This is a genomic window from Mesorhizobium sp. AA22 (genome assembly GCF_001672375.2).
In the GTDB taxonomy this organism is placed as follows: domain Bacteria; phylum Pseudomonadota; class Alphaproteobacteria; order Rhizobiales; family Rhizobiaceae; genus Mesorhizobium; species Mesorhizobium wenxiniae.
Genome location: NZ_CP048406.1, coordinates 4,221,339 through 4,239,419 on the forward strand (window position 1 = coordinate 4,221,339; position 18,081 = coordinate 4,239,419).

Annotated in this window: 15 protein-coding genes and 1 pseudogene; 9 read left to right on the plus strand and 7 right to left on the minus strand. The window is 62.0% G+C overall.

Going from position 1 to position 18,081, the window contains the following annotated elements:
• Positions 1-32 precede the first annotated feature (32 nt).
• The 9 genes from A9K68_RS20415 (at position 33) to A9K68_RS31830 (ending at position 11,510) form a co-directional block, all read left to right on the plus strand.
• Complete coding sequence (locus A9K68_RS20415; protein ID WP_065008172.1) at positions 33-1,358, plus strand: ABC transporter substrate-binding protein; 1,326 nt, start codon at positions 33-35, stop codon at positions 1,356-1,358.
• 106 nt (positions 1,359-1,464) lie between these two features.
• Positions 1,465-2,415, plus strand: a complete 951-nt coding sequence (locus A9K68_RS20420; protein WP_065008171.1) for a sugar ABC transporter permease — start codon at positions 1,465-1,467, stop codon at positions 2,413-2,415.
• 1 nt (position 2,416) lies between these two features.
• The gene (locus tag A9K68_RS20425) at positions 2,417-3,310 is read left to right on the plus strand and encodes a carbohydrate ABC transporter permease (RefSeq protein ID WP_065008170.1); all 894 of its coding nucleotides are present in this window, start codon (positions 2,417-2,419) and stop codon (positions 3,308-3,310) included.
• A 325-nt stretch (positions 3,311-3,635) separates the two neighbouring features.
• Entirely contained in the window at positions 3,636-4,379 is a 744-nt protein-coding gene (locus tag A9K68_RS20430) for a competence/damage-inducible protein A (RefSeq protein WP_065008169.1), read from the plus strand.
• Positions 4,380-4,455: 76 nt separating this feature from the next.
• Positions 4,456-5,289 (plus strand): universal stress protein, encoded by an 834-nt coding sequence (locus tag A9K68_RS20435; protein ID WP_065008168.1) that lies wholly within the window; start codon positions 4,456-4,458, stop codon positions 5,287-5,289.
• Between the two features lie 145 nt (positions 5,290-5,434).
• The gene (gene gpt, locus A9K68_RS20440; protein WP_029353723.1) at positions 5,435-5,935 is read left to right on the plus strand and encodes a xanthine phosphoribosyltransferase; all 501 of its coding nucleotides are present in this window, start codon (positions 5,435-5,437) and stop codon (positions 5,933-5,935) included.
• Positions 5,936-6,152: 217 nt separating this feature from the next.
• Positions 6,153-6,641, plus strand: coding sequence for an NUDIX hydrolase (locus A9K68_RS20445; protein ID WP_065008167.1), 489 nt, complete (start codon positions 6,153-6,155; stop codon positions 6,639-6,641).
• A gap of 712 nt (positions 6,642-7,353) precedes the next feature.
• Positions 7,354-11,142, plus strand: a complete 3,789-nt coding sequence (locus tag A9K68_RS20450; RefSeq protein WP_065008166.1) for a vitamin B12-dependent ribonucleotide reductase — start codon at positions 7,354-7,356, stop codon at positions 11,140-11,142.
• A 5-nt stretch (positions 11,143-11,147) separates the two neighbouring features.
• Complete coding sequence (locus tag A9K68_RS31830; RefSeq protein ID WP_156768307.1) at positions 11,148-11,510, plus strand: type II toxin-antitoxin system HicB family antitoxin; 363 nt, start codon at positions 11,148-11,150, stop codon at positions 11,508-11,510.
• A 66-nt stretch (positions 11,511-11,576) separates the two neighbouring features.
• Here the strand turns inward: A9K68_RS31830 and A9K68_RS20460 are convergent, their stop codons facing one another.
• From A9K68_RS20460 to A9K68_RS20490, 7 genes and pseudogenes are all read right to left on the minus strand, one after another.
• Positions 11,577-13,775 (minus strand): esterase-like activity of phytase family protein, encoded by a 2,199-nt coding sequence (locus A9K68_RS20460; RefSeq protein WP_065008296.1) that lies wholly within the window; start codon positions 13,773-13,775, stop codon positions 11,577-11,579.
• 206 nt (positions 13,776-13,981) lie between these two features.
• Positions 13,982-14,998: a GH25 family lysozyme gene (locus A9K68_RS20465; protein WP_065008165.1), complete on the minus strand. Its 1,017-nt coding sequence runs from the start codon at positions 14,996-14,998 to the stop codon at positions 13,982-13,984.
• Positions 14,999-15,227: 229 nt separating this feature from the next.
• On the minus strand, positions 15,228-15,452 hold the full coding sequence (locus A9K68_RS20470; protein ID WP_029353718.1) for a hypothetical protein: 225 nt from the start codon (positions 15,450-15,452) through the stop codon (positions 15,228-15,230).
• A 133-nt stretch (positions 15,453-15,585) separates the two neighbouring features.
• Complete coding sequence (locus tag A9K68_RS20475) at positions 15,586-15,984, minus strand: GFA family protein (RefSeq protein ID WP_065008164.1); 399 nt, start codon at positions 15,982-15,984, stop codon at positions 15,586-15,588.
• Between the two features lie 220 nt (positions 15,985-16,204).
• A pseudogene (locus A9K68_RS20480) lies at positions 16,205-17,161 on the minus strand (alpha/beta hydrolase).
• A gap of 26 nt (positions 17,162-17,187) precedes the next feature.
• Positions 17,188-17,673 carry an SRPBCC family protein gene (locus tag A9K68_RS20485; RefSeq protein WP_029353716.1) on the minus strand — a complete coding sequence of 162 codons (486 nt, stop codon included), beginning with the start codon at positions 17,671-17,673 and terminating at the stop codon, positions 17,188-17,190.
• Positions 17,674-17,805: 132 nt separating this feature from the next.
• Positions 17,806-18,054, minus strand: a complete 249-nt coding sequence (locus A9K68_RS20490) for a ParB N-terminal domain-containing protein (protein WP_065008163.1) — start codon at positions 18,052-18,054, stop codon at positions 17,806-17,808.
• Positions 18,055-18,081: the final 27 nt, after the last annotated feature.

Consider the following 18,081-nt stretch of genomic DNA (forward strand, 5'->3'; position numbering starts at 1 on the left):
CACCGCGAGGAAATAAACAGGAGGAGACGAGCATGAAATTCACTAGACGTGACGTGATCCGCACCACCGCCGGCGTGGCGGCGGGAGCCTTGGGAAGCCGGTTCGTCGGCTCTTCCGCCTTTGCCCAGGAGGGGTTGACATACAAGCCCGAAGACGGCGCAAAGCTGCGGATGCTGCGTTGGTCGCCCTTCGTGCAGGGCGATGAGGATCAATGGCTGGCTAACACCAAGCGGTTCACCGAGGCGACAGGCGTCGAGGTCCGTGTCGACAAGGAAAGCTGGGAGGACATTCGCCCCAAGGCGGCGGTTGCCGCCAATGTCGGCTCCGGTCCAGATCTGATGTTGGTCTGGTTCGACGACCCGCACCAATACCCCGACAAGTTGCACGACGTGACGGAACTGGGTGAGTATCTCGGCACGAAATACGGCGGCTGGCACGAAGGGCCAAAGCAATATGCGACGCGGGAGGGGAAATTCCTCGGCCTGCCTCTGGCCACCATCGGCAATGCCATCGTCTATCGGGAAAGCTGGGTGAAGGAGGCTGGCTTCTCGGAATTTCCGAAGGACACGGCGGGCTTCCTCGAGCTTTGCAAGGCGTTGCAGGCGAAAGGGCATCCGGCCGGCTTCACGCACGGCCATGGCGTCGGCGACGGCAACAACTATGCTCACTGGCTGCTTTGGAGCCATGGCGGCCAGATGGTCGACGAGAGCGGAAAGGTGACGATCAACAGCCCCGAGACGCTCAAGGCGATCGAATACGCGCAGGAGCTCTACAAGACCTTCATTCCCGGCACCGAAAGCTGGCTCGACGTGAACAACAACCGCGCCTTCCTGGCCGGCGAACTGGGTGTCATCGCCAATGGCATTTCCGTGTATAACACGGCCAAGACCAACAAGGACAATGATCCGAAACTGACTGAAATCGCCAAGGACATGCGCACGACCAGCCTGCCGATCGGTCCCGTCGGGAAATCGGTCGAGCTGTTCCAGGTGACCACGGCCGTGATCTTCGACTACACGCCCTACCCCAACGCAGCCAAGGCCTATCTGCAGTTCATGTTCGAGGAACAGCAAATGGCGGAGTGGATCACCTCCTCAGCCGGCTACTGCTGCCAGACACTCAAAGCCTTCGACAACAATTCGGTGTGGACGGCCGACCCGAACAATGCCGCTTACGCCAAGGCCTCGGCGACGCTGCGTCCCAACGGCTATGCCGGGCCGCTCGGCTACGCCTCGGCGGCGACCATGGCCGACTATGTCCTGGTCGACATGTTCGCCAAGGCCGTGACGGGCCAGGCCACGGCCCAGGAGGCGATGGAAGAGGCGGAGAAACGCGCCAACCGGTACTATCGCGTTTGATCACAGCCGAGCCGAGCAGCCGCGACCGCGCTGCCCGGTCTGGTCCTGAAATCGCGTGGCGGCCTCTCAGGCCACCATGTCGGCAGACCGTATGAGGAGCCGTCCCATGGCCGTGTCGTCCGCCGCCGTTCAGCCGCGCCCGTCGATCCTGTCGCGGAGCCTGTCGCTCCTGGCCGACAGCCGGAACGCGCTTGGCTTCGGCTTCATGCTGCCGGCGGCAGCGCTGCTGCTGGTCTTTCTCACCTATCCGCTGGGGCTCGGCATCTGGCTCGGCTTCACGGATGCCCGCATCGGCCGCCCCGGTATCTTCATAGGCATCGAAAACTACCAATATCTGTCGGATGACGCCGTCTTCTGGCTCTCCGTTTTCAACACCTTGCTCTACACGATAAGCGCGTCGATCCTGAAGTTCGCACTCGGCCTCTGGCTGGCGCTTATCCTCAATCAGAACCTTCCCTTCAAATCGTTCTTCCGCGCGATCATCCTGCTGCCGTTTGTGGTGCCGACGGTCCTATCGGCCATCGCCTTCTGGTGGATCTACGATTCGCAGTTCTCCATCCTGTCCTGGGCACTTATGGAAATGGGGCTGATCGACCACCGCATCAATTTCCTTGGCGATCCGGAGAACGCGCGCGCTTCAGTGATCGCGGCGAATGTCTGGCGCGGCATTCCGTTCGTCGCCATCACGCTGCTTGCCGGCTTGCAGACGATTCCCCAGTCGCTTTACGAGGCCGCCACGCTCGACGGCGCCAGCCGCTGGCAATTGTTCCGTTTTGTGACGCTGCCGCTGCTGACGCCGATCATCGCCATCACCATGACGTTTTCGGTGCTGTTCACCTTCACCGATTTCCAGCTGATCTATGTGCTGACCCGCGGCGGACCGGTTAACGCCACCCATTTGATGGCGACGCTGTCCTTTCAACGCGGCATTTCCGGAGGCCAGCTTGGCGAGGGCGCCGCAATCGCGGTCGCCATGATCCCGTTCCTGCTTGCGGCGATCCTGTTCAGCTATTTCGGCCTGCAACGCCGCAAATGGCAGCAGGGCGGCGGAGACTGACATGGCCACGATCAAAAAAACGAAACGTCCCGAACTCGACGAGGGCGGCATGGGCTATCTTCAAAGCCTGCCGCGGCGCGTGGTGACAATTTATCTGCCGTTGCTGGTGTTCGTCATCGTGCTGTTGTTCCCGTTTTACTGGATGACGATCACGGCGATTAAGCCCAATCACGAGATGACCGACTACGCCAATTTCAATCCGTTCTGGGTCGTGCATCCGACCTTCGAGCACATCCGCTATCTCTTGTTCGACACGTCCTACCCGGGCTGGCTGCTCAACACGATCATCATCTCCACCGCCGCCACGTTCCTGTCGGTCCTGGCCGCGGTGTTCGCGGCCTATGCGATCGAACGGCTGAGGTTTTCGGGGGCGCGGCACGTCGGACTAGCGATCTTCCTCGCCTATCTCGTGCCGCCGTCGATCCTGTTCATCCCGCTGTCGGTGATGGTGTTCAACCTTGGGCTTTACGACACGCCCTTCGCGCTCATTCTCACCTACCCGACCTTCCTGATCCCGTTCTGCACCTGGCTGCTGATGGGTTACTTCCGTTCGATCCCGTTCGAACTGGAAGAATGCGCGCTCATCGACGGGGCGAGCCGGTGGCAGATCCTCACCAAGATCGTGCTGCCGCTGTCGGTGCCCGGCCTGATTTCCGCCGGCATATTCGCATTCACCCTGTCATGGAACGAATTCATCTATGCCCTGACATTCATCCAGTCGTCCGAAAACAAGACTGTGCCGGTCGGGGTGCTCACGGAGCTTGTCCGTTCCGACGTCTATGAGTGGGGAGCGCTGATGGCCGGAGCCCTGATCGGCTCCCTGCCGGTGGTCGTGCTTTATTCATTCTTTGTCGAGCACTATGTGTCCTCGATGACCGGTGCGGTGAAGGAGTAGCGCCTATGGGCACCGCACCTTCTCCCTTCTCCCTTGTGGGAGAATGTGGCCGCGCCCACGGGTCTTGCCTCCCGACGACAGCTTCGCGAGGTCGGATGAGAGGTGTCCAGCTTGGTACCGACGGCGTTCCGGCCAGCACCCCTCAACCGTTTTGGCGCTGCGCGCCAATCCACCTTCTCCCACAAGAAGGGGAGAAGGGAAGAGCCGTACCAGTGCGCGCCAATATCCTGGCGCATTGCCGACGGCCATTCGCCGCGCTATCTCAGGCGACCCTGTCTGCCCAGGCGACTCTGTCTGCCTAAGGCGACCTTTTGCCGGAGCTCCCATGTCTGAAATCGTCACCGCCGCCATGCTCGTCATCGGTGATGAGATTCTGTCCGGGCGCACCAAGGACAAGAATATCGGCCATCTCGCCGACATCATGACGGCGATCGGCATCGACCTGAAGGAGGTGCGCATCGTTCCCGACGAGGACGACGAGATCGTCGCCGCGGTGAACGCCCTACGTGCCCGTTACACCTATGTCTTCACGACCGGCGGCATCGGCCCCACGCATGACGACGTCACCGCGGACGCGATCGCCAAGGCCTTTGGCGTGCCCTGCGAGTACGACGCCAAGGCCTATGCGATGCTGGAAGAGAGCTACGCCGCGCGCGCCATCGAATACACCGAGGCGCGCAAGCGCATGGCGCGGATGCCGCGTGGCGCCGACCTTATCGACAATCCAGTGTCCATCGCGCCCGGCTTTCGCATCGGCAACGTCCACGTCATGGCCGGCGTGCCGTCGATTTTCCAGGCGATGCTCGACAATGTGGTGCCGACGCTGAAGGCCGGCACCAGAATGCTGTCGACCACGGTGCACTGTCCGTTCGGCGAAGGCCTGGTCGGCGGACCGCTTGGCGATATCCAGAAGGCGCATCCGGATACGATCATCGGGTCCTACCCGAAATATGGCGACGGCAAGTTCTGGACCGAGCTGGTCGTCCGTGCCCGCAGCCAGGAAGCGCTGGACGCCGCCCACGCCGATGTCGAGGCGATGGTCGCAGGCCTCGCCAGCGCGGCCAGCTGATCCGGGCCGGAACCAAGCATGGTGCAGTAACGTTTCATGCGGGCGAGTTTCGATCGCCGTAAATTGAGGGGTTACCATGCGATTCAAGACCATCGTTGCTATACTGCAGAACGAACAGGACGCGGTGCGCGTGCTCGAATGCGCCATTCCGCTTGCCGACAGGTTCCAGAGCCATCTCATCGGCATTCATGCCGAAGCGCTTCCCGTCCCCTACACCTCGGCCACCGGCTTTCCGGACACCGAGTTCCTGCAGGTTTCGGCCGACATGAACAAGGAGCGTGCTGAAAAATTGCAGGCGGTTTTCCTCAGGCATGTCGAGGATTCCGGCCTGTCCTTCGAGTGGCGCAGCCTCGAGAGCTTTTCCGGAGACAGCGCGCTGACCGGCATCCCAACCGTTCGCACCGCAGACCTCATCATCGCCGCGCAGCGCGAGTCGGGCGGCGATCCGAGCGCCGATGTCGACACGCTGGTCTATGACGCGGGCCGGCCGGTGCTGGTCGTGCCGCATTCGGGCCCGCTCGTGACCAGCTTCAAGCATGTGCTGCTCGCCTGGAACGGCAGCAAGGAAGCCGCGCGCGCCGCCTTCGACGCCCTGCCCTTCATCATCGAGGCCGAGAAGACCGATATCGTCGTCATCGACCCACCGGATACGCTCGACGAGGCTCCGGAGGCGGCCGGCGCCGAAATCGCCGCCGCCCTGTCCAGGCATGGCGCCACCGTCAGCGTCTCGGTGCTGCAATCGGGCGGCCACTCGGTCGACGACGTGATCCAGACCAGGGTTGCCGAAACCGGCGCCGACCTGCTCGTGCTCGGCGCCTACAGCCATTCCTGGCTGCGCCAGCTTCTGTTCGGCGGGGTCACGCGCACGGTGCTGCGCACGTTGCCGGTGGCAGCTTTCCTGTCACGGTAAATCCACAAGGGTAACTCCACAGGGGCGAGTCCACAGGGATCGCCTGCCGCCGCCCTTGCCAAGGCCAAGGCTTTCCAGTTAATTCCGCGCGCATTCCTTCAAGTGTTTGCGCGCGTTTTTCGCGCGCTGCGGAGTGCATGCAAAAATGTCCCTTCCGGAAAAGGCCTTTCCCGTCTCCTGGGATCAGTTCCACCGCGACGCGCGTGCGCTTGCCTGGCGGCTTGCCGGCGCCAACAAAGGCCAGTGGAAGGCGATCGTCTGCATCACGCGCGGCGGCTTGGTTCCGGCCGCCATCATCTCGCGTGAACTCGGCATCCGGGTCATCGAGACGGTTTGCGTCGCCTCCTATCACGACTACGCCAGCCAGGGGCAGCTGCAGGTGCTGAAGGAGGTCACGCCGGCACTGCTCGCCGATGACGGCGCCGGCGTGCTGATCATCGACGACCTCACCGATACCGGCAAGACCGCGGGCATCGTGCGCGCCATGATGCCCAAGGCGCATTTCGCCACCGTCTACGCCAAGCCGAAAGGGAGGCCGCTGGTCGACACCTTCGTCACCGAGGTCAGCCAGGACACCTGGATCTATTTTCCGTGGGACATGGGCTTCACCTACCAGAAGCCGATCGCCGACGATCACGTCGGCTGATTCGCGGCAACTGCTTTTTCTCCCGGAACATGCCGGCGAGCGTTGCTTGCCGGCGAGCACTTCTTGAAAGAGTGCCGCGGCGCACGATATTTCCTGAATGGACGCCTGTTGGTGTGGTTAACCAGTCCGTATGAGGTTTTTTACTTTTATTGCTCATGATTAGCCGTAAGATTCGCGAAACGGCAGATGATTCTGGAGGCTGGGGCAAGCTTCTCCGATGTTGACGAGGCCAGCAACGCACAACCATTTGGCCGAAAGGGTTCAGCGGCTCTTCGGCACAGCGCCGTGCCGCCTGCAGGTTGCAGCATTGCCCTGGCGCGATACCGGGCATGGCGTCGAGATCATGCTGATCACCAGCCGCGATACCGGTCGCTGGGTGCTTCCCAAGGGCTGGCCTGAGGCCAAGGAGCTGCTTTGCGAAGCGGCGGCGCGCGAGGCCGGCGAGGAAGCCGGACTGCGCGGCACGATCTCCCACCATGAAGCCGGCCGCTACTTCTATGCCAAGGCATTGGCTTCCGGCGAGGAAGTGCCTTGCGAAGTTCTGGTATTTCCGCTGCAGGTCGACAAGATCGCCGACCGGTGGAAGGAAAAGCGGTCGCGCATCCGCAAATGGGTCACCCCCGCCGAGGCCGTGCGCATGGTCAACGAGCCGGACCTTGGTCAGATCATCGCCTATTTCTGCGCCGACCCGCACCAGTTCTCCTGAGCAAGACTAGGCGCACCGGCCAAAGCTGCGCACCTGCCGCATCACCGGCGATGCTCTTTGGCGAAGAGAATCGATTTGACCACCACAGCTTTGGCGTGCGTTGTCATCACGGTCGATGGCTTGGACGTGGGTCAAAATAGAAATCCTCCGCGCCACTTCTATCCCCGTTATCCACATATGTGACACACAAGATGTTGGGGTCACAAAAGCTACGCAAACGAATCCTTGACGGCGCAAAACGAGTCGCCTTTTATGGGCCATGCGCTCCTGTTGAGAGTGCGACCGGAAAGTTCTGAGCCCGGTCTTTTTCCCGGACTATGTGCGTTTTGGCCGCATTTCCGCCTGTCTATGAGGCCGGCGGATGCGTTGGGGTTTTGGGGTTTTTGGGGGACGAAAGGGAAAAATGTCGGACTGGAATAAATTGTCTGTTAACACTATATTTAGTGTTTGCAGGTAAGTTCGACGCTAGATAATGTGAAAGTCCCCTCGATTGAGGGAGTCGCAAAAAAGTTTCAGTTTTGAGGGACCCGCAGAGTTCGTCGGCGCGTTGGACGACTACTTCGCAAGGAGTTCGGCCAGCAGGGCGGGCGGAGCCTGTGAAAGGGAGCCGGCCGTTTTCTAACGCTGGCAGACGGCGGACATGCGCGTTTCGCCAAGGGGCAGAAATCCCCTGGGAAAAGCGCTATATATAGACAAGCAAGGGATAGGACCAATGCGCATCGAGCGTCGTTTCACCAAGCAAGGGCTAGCAGGTCAAGAAGGGGCGGCTTATGCGGAGATCGAATTCCGCAAGGCGCTTTCGGAGATCAAGAATCCGGATGGCTCGGTGGTGTTCCGCTTGGACAATATCGATGTGCCGGCGCAGTTCAGCCAGGTTGCCGCCGACATCCTGGCGCAGAAGTATTTCCGCAAGGCCGGCGTGCCGGCCCGGCTGAAGAAGGTCGAGGAGAACAACGTCCCCTCCTTCCTGTGGCGCTCCGTCGCCGACGAGGCCGAACTGGCAAAGCTGCCCGAGGCCGAGCGCTACGGCTCCGAGACCGACGCCCGCCAGGTCTTCGACCGTCTTTCCGGCACCTGGACCTATTGGGGCTGGAAGGGCGGCTACTTCAATTCTGAGGAAGACGCGCGCGCCTTCCGCGACGAGCTCGCCTATATGCTGGCCACGCAGCGCGTTGCGCCGAATTCGCCGCAGTGGTTCAACACCGGCCTGCACTGGGCCTACGGCATCGACGGCCCGAGCCAGGGCCACTTCTATGTCGACCCGTTCACCGGCAAGCTGACCAAGTCGAAGTCTTCCTACGAGCATCCGCAGCCGCATGCCTGCTTCATCCAGGGCGTGCAGGACGATCTCGTCAACGAAGGCGGCATCATGGATTTGTGGGTGCGTGAAGCGCGGCTGTTCAAATACGGCTCCGGCACCGGCTCCAACTTCTCGTTCCTGCGCGGCGAAGGCGAAAAACTGTCCGGCGGCGGCCGTTCGTCCGGCCTGATGAGCTTCCTCAAGATCGGCGACCGGGCGGCGGGCGCCATCAAGTCGGGCGGCACGACGCGGCGCGCTGCAAAGATGGTCATCGTCGACGCCGACCATCCCGATATCGAGGAGTTCATCGACTGGAAGGTCAATGAGGAGCAGAAGGTCGCCTCGCTGGTCACCGGCTCGAAGATCGTCAAGAAGCACCTCGAAGCGATCATGAAGGCCTGCATCAACTGCGAAGGCCAGGACGACGATTGCTTCGACCCGGCGATCAACACCGCGCTGAAGCGCGAGATCAAGCTGGCCAAGAAGGACGGGGTGCCGGAGAACTATATCTACCGCGTCATCCAGTTCGCCAGGCAGGGCTACACCTCGATGTCGTTCAAGACCTACGACACCGACTGGGATTCGGATGCCTACCTCACCGTTTCGGGCCAGAACTCCAACAATTCGGTCTCGCTGAAGGACGATTTCCTGCGCGCCGTGGAAGAGGATGCCGACTGGCACCTCACCGCCCGCAAGGACGGCAAGGTGCTGAAGACGCTGAAGGCCAGGGATTTGTGGGAAAAAATCGGCTATGCCGCCTGGGCGTCGGCCGATCCGGGCCTCCACTTCAACACGACGATGAACGACTGGCACACCTGCGCCTCGGCCGGTGCGATCCGGGCGTCCAACCCGTGCTCGGAATACATGTTCCTCGACGACACGGCCTGCAACCTGGCCTCGATCAACCTGCTGCCCTATCGCAACGCCGACGGCACCATCGACTTATCAGCCTACGAACACACGGTTCGGCTGTGGACCATGGTGCTGGAAATTTCCGTCATGATGGCGCAGTTCCCGTCGAAGGAGATCGCTAAGCTCTCCTACGAATACCGCACGCTCGGCCTCGGCTACGCCAATATTGGCGGCCTGCTGATGACCTCGGGCATTCCCTATGATTCCGACGAGGGCCGCGCAATCTGCGCAGCACTCACCGCTGTTATGACCGGCACGGCCTATGCCACCTCGGCCGAAATGGCCGCCGAGCTCGGCGCCTTCCCCGATTACGACCGCAATGCGCAGAACATGCTGCGTGTCATGCGCAACCATCGCCGCGCTGCCTATGGCGACAAAGACGGCTACGAGAAACTCGCCGTCAACCCGGTGGCGCTGGTCGCCTCCGACCTGAAGCAGCCTGAGCTTGCCGCCCATGCCAAGGCTGCCTGGGACCGCGCCATCGAGCTCGGCGAGGAGCATGGCTACCGCAATGCGCAGGCGACCGTAATCGCGCCGACCGGCACGATCGGCCTGGTCATGGATTGCGACACCACCGGCATCGAGCCCGACTTCGCGCTGGTGAAGTTCAAGAAGCTGGCCGGCGGCGGCTACTTCAAGATCATCAACCGCGCCGTGCCGGAAGCGCTGCGCACGCTTGGCTATTCGGAAAGCCAGATCGCCGAGATCGAGGCCTATGCGGTCGGCCACGGCAATCTGAACCAGGCGCCCGCCGTCAACCCCGGCTCGCTCAAGGCAAAAGGCTTCACCGACGACAAGATCGCAGCGCTGAACGCAGCGTTGCAGTCGGCCTTCGATATCAAGTTCGTCTTCAACCAGTGGACGCTGGGTGCGGACTGGGTGAAGGAGACCTTTGGCTTCACCGACGAGCAGCTCAACGATTTCTCGTTCGAGATGCTGCCGGCGCTCGGCTTCTCGAAGAAGGACATCGAGGCCGCCAACATCCATGTCTGCGGTGCGATGACGCTGGAAGGCGCGCCGTTCCTGAAGGCCGAACACCTGCCCGTGTTCGACTGCGCCAGCCCGTGCGGCAAGATCGGCAAGCGTTCGCTGTCGATCAACAGCCACATCCAGATGATGGCGGCGGCCCAGCCCTTCATCTCCGGCGCCATTTCCAAGACCATCAACATGCCGAACGACGCGACGGTGGAAGACGCCAAGGGCGCCTACATGCTGTCGTGGAAGCTGGCGCTGAAGGCCAACGCGCTCTATCGCGACGGCTCGAAGCTCTCCCAGCCGCTCAACGCCTCGCTGCTTGCCGACGTCGAAGACGACGAGGACGAGGCGATCGAGCAGCTGGTCGCGGCGCCGGCCTCGCAGCGCGCCGTGCAGGTGACCGAAAAGATCGTCGAGCGCGTTGTGGAACGTCTCTATCGCGACCGCGAGAAACTGCCGAACCGCCGCAAGGGCTATACCCAAAAGGCGGTCGTCGGCGGCCACAAGGTCTATCTCAGGACCGGCGAATTCGACGACGGTCGCCTCGGCGAGATCTTCATCGACATGCACAAGGAAGGTGCCGCCTTCCGGGCGATGATGAACAACTTCGCCATCGCCATTTCGCTCGGCCTGCAGTATGGCGTGCCGCTCGAGGAATATGTCGAAGCCTTCACCTTCACCAAGTTCGAACCTGCCGGCATGGTGCAGGGCAACGACGCGATCAAGAACGCGACGTCGATCCTCGACTATGTTTTCCGCGAGCTTGCCGTGTCCTATCTTGGGCGCCACGACCTCGCCCATGTCGACCAGTCGGATTTCGACAAAACCGCGCTCGGGCGCGGCATTAACGAAGGCAAGGCGACGCCGTTCTCGAAGGGGCTGACCCGCGGCGCCTCGCCGGTCAAGCTGGTGTCGGGCATGGGTGCCGAGCCCAAGGGCTTTGGCGGTTCAAGTCCCTCTCCCGCTACCGTCCCCACTCGTTCGGCGCCGACGGCGTTCTCAGGCTCCAATGTGCTGGCGCTGAAGCCGGCCAGCGACGAAGCGATGGCCTATAAGCGAGACTACGAAGAGCGGGCCAGGGAACTGGTCGAGGACATCGTCTACGAAGAAGCAATCGACCCGACAGGGCTGTTCACCGATGATGCCGCGAAAGAAGCGGCCGAGGCCAAGGCGCTTGCCGCTACCCGGCGCCAGCAATCATTGATGCAGGGCTACACCGGCAACGAATGCTCCGAATGCCACAACTTCACGATGGTGCGGAACGGGACATGTGAAAAGTGCGACACCTGTGGAGCTACGAGCGGGTGTAGCTGAGATAGATGCCACCTCGGCTTACGGTCCGCGAAGTCATTCGCCTGCTGGAAACCGACGGCTGGTATCTGGTTGCAGTCATCGCCAATATAAGCATGAAATCAAAGCCGGCCGCGTCACCGTGGCCGGCAAGCCGTCTGAAGAGGTTTGCACCGGGAACACCTAATAGCACCCTCAAGCAGTCCGGTTTAAGGAGTGACGATATGCGTTACGCGGTGGGGATCGTGCCGGATCTACCCGGTTGCGTCGCGACCGGCGCGACGGTGCCTGACGTGGAAACCGAAATTCGCGACGCTATACGCTTTCATATCGAAGGCTTGCGTGCCGATGGGCTGGATGTCCTCAAAGGTCTTAGCTGGCGGAATACATAGAGGCGTAAAAGCCGCGCCTTCCCTTCTCCCCTTGTGGGCCCACAGGGGAGAAGGGAAGAACTGCCCTCAGTTCACAGCGCTGATGTTGCCCAGGCGGAGAAACAGCGTTTCGCCGGAAGAATCGTCGACGCCGTCATTGTCGGTGGCGACGAAGATATCGCCGTTCTTGTCGATGGTGAAACCTTCGACCTTGTCGGTGACATAGCCGTTGGTAGCTGATTTCAGGTCGCCGATGATGTCGCGCACCAGCGTCTTTTCGACCACCGGCAGTTCGCCACCGAGCTTGGCAGGTTTGAAGGCATCGAGCGCCACCGAATAGACGCGCTTCACCTTGGCCAGGTCGCCGATCTGGTTGTCGCGTTCGAGGATGTAGAGCTTGCCGCCATGCGCGGTGATCTCCGACAGGCCCATCCAGCCAGCTTCGGTCGCTTCGAGCGGATAGCGCACCGCCGACCATTCCTTGGCCTTCGGCTTGTAGGCCAAAAGCTTGACCTGGCCCTTGGGATCGTCGGCCCATTCGCGTTGTACCGCCATCACCAGCGTCAGGTCGTCGCCTTCGCCGATCGCGGTGATGCCTTCGAGGCCGAAGCGGGTCTGGTGGGCGAGCAGTTCCATCGGGAAGCCGATCTCCTGCTTGATCTCGCCGTTGTCGTTGACGTGCAGGATGGCGTGCGGGACGAGCTTTGCCGGATCGCCTTCATTGGCCAGCCAGAAGCCGCCTTCACCATCGGCGACAAGACCTTCGATGTCGAGCTTCTGTGCAGGATGGCCGCCACGCGTGACGATGGTCCTGCCGGTGATCAGCGCCGGCGTCTGGGTGGCATCGATCTCGAAGATCGACGGCGCGTTGGCGTAGAACGAGTCCGAGGCTGCGAAGAGCTTGCCGGCAGCGTCGCCGGCCGCGAGCGCCGAAAGCGCACCCCAGCCGAGCGGCGTGCCGTCTGCCGTGAGCTTTGCCGTGATCATCGGGTAAGTGGCGGGACCCTCGGAGCGCTCATAGATCATCACGTGCGAGCGGGCGAGCCCGTCCTCAACCAGGTCGGCCTCGTTTGCGGTGACCAGGAGATTGCGCGACGGAATCGCGACCAGGCCTTCCGGGCCGATGCCGGACGGCAGGATCTGCACGAACTGAGGCTCGGCACCCGTGTCCTTGTAGACGCCGACAACGGAGCCACGCTCTGAAGCGACGAAAATCAGTCTGTCCTCGCCGAAGGCGTCGGTATCGAGACCTTCCGGCTCGACGCCCTTCTTGTTGCGGTCGTCGGGATAATGGCCGGCATTGGCGACCTGGTACTCGAAGGACGGACCGGATTCGTAGAGAACCTCGCCCTTCTTGCTGACGATTGTGAAGCCGCGCGAGCCGCCCTTGTAGTCGCCTTCGTTGGCGACGACGAGACGGTCATTGTCGAGCCATTTCACGGCGTCGGGTTCGCGCGCGACGTTTTCCATTTTGCCATCGAAGGACAAGGCGCCGTTCTTCTTGGTGTCGATCTTGTCCAGCGTGACTGAGCCTGCGGTGAAGTGCGTGACGATCGCGCCGGTTTCGGCGTTGACTATGGCAATGTGGTTGTTTTCCTGCAGCGTGACCGCTATCTCGCCGGCCTCGTTGAAGGCGACGAATTCCGGCTCCGGATCTTCCGCCGCGACTTCGGCAATGCCCGCTAGGTTGACGGTCTTCATTGTCGCGCAATCAGGCTGGCCTTTTGCAAGCGTGAAGATCTTGAGGTCCCCCGCAGGCATCTGCGGAATTTCTCCGTCGTTCAGATCCTCGTCGCGCTCGTTCTCGATGGCGATAGCCAGGAACTTGCCGTCCTTGCTGAACGCAAGTGAGTCCGGCTGGCCGCCGAGGTCGCAGGTGCCTTCGATCGCCTTGGAGGCGAGGTCGATGATAGTAAGGTTGCCGGAAGGCTTGGCTTTGCTCTGGGACGTGTTGACGCCGGCCAGCACCTTGCCGCCGATGACCACAACCGAGGTCGGCTCGCCGTCGATCTTGACGATGCCGCCGACCTTGGGCGCCTTGGGATCGGCGATGTCGATGAAGCCGACCGCACCGAGTGGGCTATCGGAATAAACCAGCGTCATGCCGTCTTCGCTCGCCGTGATGATCTCGGACGAAGTCGGCGTGGTCTTCTCGACATCCGCCGGGAGGTTTCCGGCCACCGCGAAGCTCGCGACCCGGTTGAACATCATGTCGGCATGGGCCGGCAGCGAAACGGAGGCAGCAAGCGCTGCCGTCAGGACGAAAAGCGCGGAATGGCGGGGCACGGGCGGCGTCTCCTGTTCGAATGGAAGCCACCTGATTTGGGGGAACGACATTTCAAAGCGATGACGGATCGATGACACTTCCGCGACAGGCGGTCAGGGTCCGTCGATATTCACCTATACTGGCCTGCAAATGGCGGCTTTCTGCGGTCGCGATCAGCGCCCCCCCGGGCGCGAACAGCAAGAAGCTCCAGCCCCGGAAGGACGCCCTACTCCGCCTCGGCCAGCATCTGCCGCCCACCAACCCAGTTCCGCCAGGCTCTCTCGTCGCCGTGGAACACGTTGAGGTCGATGCGGCCTCTCACGCCGTGCGACAGGCCGGAGCCGGAATACTGCCAGAACACCCATTTGCGGCCGGGATAGACCTTTGACGGGTGCTGTGCCACCGCGCGCAGCCAGAACGGATAGTCGGGGAAAGCGCCTCTGAGATTGTCGCGGTAGAAATCGGGCGCGGTGTAGATGACGGGCCGCTGGCCGTAGTGGCGCTCGAGCTTGTCCATGAACACCTGCATCTTCTCCAGCACCTTTTGCCGCGACGGCCGCCGCTTGCAGCTGGATTCGCCGTTCCACTCGACATCGATCACCGGCGGCAAGGCGCCCTCGACCCTCGGCACGTTGCGGATAAACCAGTCGGCCTGCTCGCCTGCCGTACGGCACCAATAGAAGAAATGGTAGGCGCCGCGCTTGAGGCCGGCGGCGTCGGCATTGCGCCAGTTCTTCATGAACATCGGATCAAGATGATCGCCGCCATCGGTCGCCTTGATGTAGGCGAAGTTCGCGCCCTGCGCGCGCAGCTTTGCCCAGTTCACGTTGCCCTGCCAACGTGAAACGTCGACGCCGTGAACGGCGAGGTGCCTGGGCGAGGCCTTGCCGAAATTGATCGGCTTGGCGTCACGAAAACGGTAGCGCTGGACCGGCTCGGCGAGGATCGGTGCTGCTCGTGCCAGCCGCTTCGGCGCCACCAGGGCAATCGGCTCGACGGGTGGTTCGATGCTGTCGGCAGGCTCTGGAGTGGCCATCGCCACAGTCTGCTCCGTCGCCTCTTCCTGCTCAAAGTCGGGTGCGGCATCGGCCGCACCGACCGACGCCACCGGCGCGGGCGGCCGCACAACGGAGCTGGTCGTCTCGCTGGATGGCACTTGCAGCGCGTCGACGCCGGACGTGGATGTGCAGCCGGCAAGGCAAAGTGACGCGATCGAGAAGATGACGACGCCTGATAACCGCATCTGGACCTGTACGCAGAACACAACAGACCGAGGGCAAGACAACGCCGCCGGACAACCGATCCAGATTACTAACGAGAAATTGCCAACAAAGTTTGAATCAAATTGTTAGGACGAGAGTGGGGCAAACAGAATACATGGCGCCCGCTTTATCACCGTAGCGGTGAGAGCTTGGAAACGCCGGCAGGATGGAGACGGCGAGAAGGATCGCCGACGCCTGCAGGCCCGCTGCCTAGCCGCACAGCCATAACTTGTGGCAGCTTTCGGCTACCATGTGAGCGGGCGGTATGAAGCGGTCGGTGACGGGGCGATCGTTGACGACCGGTGCATCATCCCGGCGAACCTTTTCTTCAAGCAGCGAGCGAAGCTCGGCCGGCTGTACGCGGTCACGCTCCATCACGAGCTTGACCATCGGATCGCTCAAAAGCTCATCCAGGGTGTTGATTCTGTCTTTCATCCGTCGCCTCCTCGACTGCCGACCCGCACGTGATAGATAGGCGGCAATGATGGCTCGCCAATGACGCTTTGCCGGCTATCTCGTGTCCCGGATGAAAAAATTGGGCACGTTTTGCGCTCAGTTCGCCTGTGCTTCAGTTCGGGGGTGGCGCGCCTTCATATTGCGGCAGGCCGTCGTCAAGCTGCACCCAGGGCTGCTTCGAGGCGGTCCACATATGCATCTGCGGCTTGAATACCGAAGGGGCGTCGAGCGAGCCTGAGGTCACGCCGATGATGCCGGCGGAGTCGCGCCGGGAAAACATCGTCGTGCCGCAGCCCGGGCAGAAGCCGCGCTTGAGATCGGGCGAGGAATTCACCGTCGCCACCGGCCCGTCGATGGTCACGTCGTCGATGCGGAACAGCGAGCGTGCGTTGAAGGCTGCGCCCAGCGCCTTCTGGCAGAGCCGGCAATGGCAGACCCGCTCGTTGATCGGCGTGGCATCGGTGCGGTAACGCACCGCGCCGCACAGGCAGCCACCCTGATATTTCGCCATTACCTGCGCCCCTCTTTCTGAAGATTGTCGGCAAGGTAGCTGCCGGCACAGCAGCGTCAATTGAAAAGCCTTGATACGGCCATCTATGGCTGTGATGCGGGAGACGCCATTGGCCCCGAGGACGTGTGCCGGGATTGCCAATGCTTATCGTCGGCTTCAGAGGGATAAACCTGTCCAGCCATCTCGCGGGAGATGGGCCGGACAGGCCGTTGTCAGGTGGTTATTCCGCCTCGCTGATGACCTCTTCCCAGGTCTTGACCTTGGTCTCGCCATTGAGGAAGGGCAGAGTGACTACTGTCAGTTCCGGCGCGAAGAACACGTCGTAATGGGTGCGGTTCGGCAGGATGGCCAGCCGGTTCTGCGAAAGGTTCTCGCGCATCCAGCCGGCGTCCTTCAGTCCGCCGCCGAGCATCTGATAGAATTTGATCTCATGCTCGGGCCGGTACATGTCGCTGTCGCCAAAAACCAGCATGACCGGCATCTTCAGCTTGGGTACGTCGGCGGAGTAGTCGTAGTCCTTGCGCATATGGGCGCCCAGTTGATCGAGCAGCTTCGGAAAGTCCTGCGGATGCGGCGCGACCGCCACGTAGGACTTGTACATCGGCGTGTCTTTCATCATGTCGGCCATCGCCGCGCCGACCTGCGCCTGCTGGGCGCGCATGTCGGCATAGAAGCCATCCGAGGCATAGCCGGCCGACACCAGGACCAGCCGGCGCACCGCTTCGGGATGCTGGACGGCCATGCGGAAGGCGACGCCGCCGCCCAGCGAATAACCCATGACATCGACCTGCTAGTAGCCGAGCGCCTTGACGATCGCCGCCATGTCGTCGCCCATCGCCTCCAGGCTGAGCGGCCGGTCGCCGAGCGCGGTGCGGCCGTGACCGTGCAGGTCGACGCCGATGACGGTGCGGTTTTCGGCAAACTTCGGCAGGATCGGCGCGAACATGTCGGTGGTGCCGAGACCACCATGCAGCAGAAGCAGCGGCTCGCCCTTGCCGTAGACGGCGTAATAGTAGTTCAGGCCGTTGATCGGCAGCAGGCCGGATTTCGCCGGCTTCGGCATTGCTTTCGTTTCAGCGGTCATGACGGGCTTTGCTTCCTCGGCTTTGGTGGCGCCCGGCGCGGCGAAGAGCGCTGCAGCCGAAGCGAAAATGGCGAAAAACATCGCTCTGGACATCTCGGTCTCCTTCCGTCCCGCTGATATCAAAGCCGCTTGGCGACTTCTTCGAGCTGGTCGGCGCACTGGCCCCAGCCCTCGTGAAAGCCCATCTTCTCGTGCTCTTCGCGGTCAGTGACGGACCAATGCGCAACCCGGGCGATGTAGCGGGTCTTGCCCTCGCCCTCATCCTCGAAGGTCAGCACGAGCGTCATGAACGGCTTTTCGGACGGCTCCCACGCCTTCGTATAGGCGTCGGTGAGGACGATCTTCTTGCCCGGCACGACTTCGAGGAAGATGCCGGGGTTCGGAAATTCATTACCGTCGGGTCCCGCCATGACGACCAGGCTGGAGCCGCCGCTGCGCACATCCATTTCGGCGCGCGGCGTCGTCCACGGCTTTGGCGCGAACCATTGCGTCACGAGCTTCGGCTCGGTCCAGCAGCGATAGACGTTCTCGCGCGGCGCATCGATGATGCGGGCAAGAACCAGTTCGCGGTCGGAGCTGGGGGCGATGTCGAGCTTGGTGGTCATGATGGTCTCCTCACTTGCAAAAGAGTTGGCTTGAATGCCGGTTTCCGTCTCAAGGACGAGCGGGCAACGCGCAGCCCGACAGCGTCCGCGAAAATTTCACCAGGCCGATTCCGGCGAACGCCGAATGAGAGCTTAGTGGCGCTTGGCTTGCACCAGATAGGCGTCGATATCGGTCTCGCCGAGCCACTTCGCCGCTTCCAGCCGATGCAGGCCTTCGACCAGGACATGGCGCTTGCCGTCGTGGCGCACCTGGATCGGCGTCTTCATGCCGTTTTCCAAAATGTCTTCGGCCAGATGCCGGACGGTCTCGGGATGCAGTGTCTTCCTGCGCGCGGTCGGCACGTAGATGTCGTCCACCTTAACCTTTTGCACTCTCAGCATGTCGGCTCCCGTGGCGAAAAAGGCCAC

Bases quoted from the DNA above. Each gene is read 5' to 3' on its own strand.
- A9K68_RS20415 (WP_065008172.1), top strand. From the start codon at position 33: ATGAAATTCACTAGACGTGACGTGATCCGCACCACCGCCGGCGTGGCG.
- A9K68_RS20420 (WP_065008171.1), top strand. From the start codon at position 1,465: ATGGCCGTGTCGTCCGCCGCCGTTCAGCCGCGCCCGTCGATCCTGTCG.
- A9K68_RS20425 (WP_065008170.1), top strand. From the start codon at position 2,417: ATGGCCACGATCAAAAAAACGAAACGTCCCGAACTCGACGAGGGCGGC.
- A9K68_RS20430 (WP_065008169.1), top strand. From the start codon at position 3,636: ATGTCTGAAATCGTCACCGCCGCCATGCTCGTCATCGGTGATGAGATT.
- A9K68_RS20435 (WP_065008168.1), top strand. From the start codon at position 4,456: ATGCGATTCAAGACCATCGTTGCTATACTGCAGAACGAACAGGACGCG.
- gpt (WP_029353723.1), top strand. From the start codon at position 5,435: ATGTCCCTTCCGGAAAAGGCCTTTCCCGTCTCCTGGGATCAGTTCCAC.
- A9K68_RS20445 (WP_065008167.1), top strand. From the start codon at position 6,153: ATGTTGACGAGGCCAGCAACGCACAACCATTTGGCCGAAAGGGTTCAG.
- A9K68_RS20450 (WP_065008166.1), top strand. From the start codon at position 7,354: ATGCGCATCGAGCGTCGTTTCACCAAGCAAGGGCTAGCAGGTCAAGAA.
- A9K68_RS31830 (WP_156768307.1), top strand. From the start codon at position 11,148: ATGCCACCTCGGCTTACGGTCCGCGAAGTCATTCGCCTGCTGGAAACC.
- A9K68_RS20465 (WP_065008165.1), bottom strand. From the start codon at position 14,998: ATGCGGTTATCAGGCGTCGTCATCTTCTCGATCGCGTCACTTTGCCTT.
- A9K68_RS20470 (WP_029353718.1), bottom strand. From the start codon at position 15,452: ATGAAAGACAGAATCAACACCCTGGATGAGCTTTTGAGCGATCCGATG.
- A9K68_RS20475 (WP_065008164.1), bottom strand. From the start codon at position 15,984: ATGGCGAAATATCAGGGTGGCTGCCTGTGCGGCGCGGTGCGTTACCGC.
- A9K68_RS20485 (WP_029353716.1), bottom strand. From the start codon at position 17,673: ATGACCACCAAGCTCGACATCGCCCCCAGCTCCGACCGCGAACTGGTT.
- A9K68_RS20490 (WP_065008163.1), bottom strand. From the start codon at position 18,054: ATGCTGAGAGTGCAAAAGGTTAAGGTGGACGACATCTACGTGCCGACC.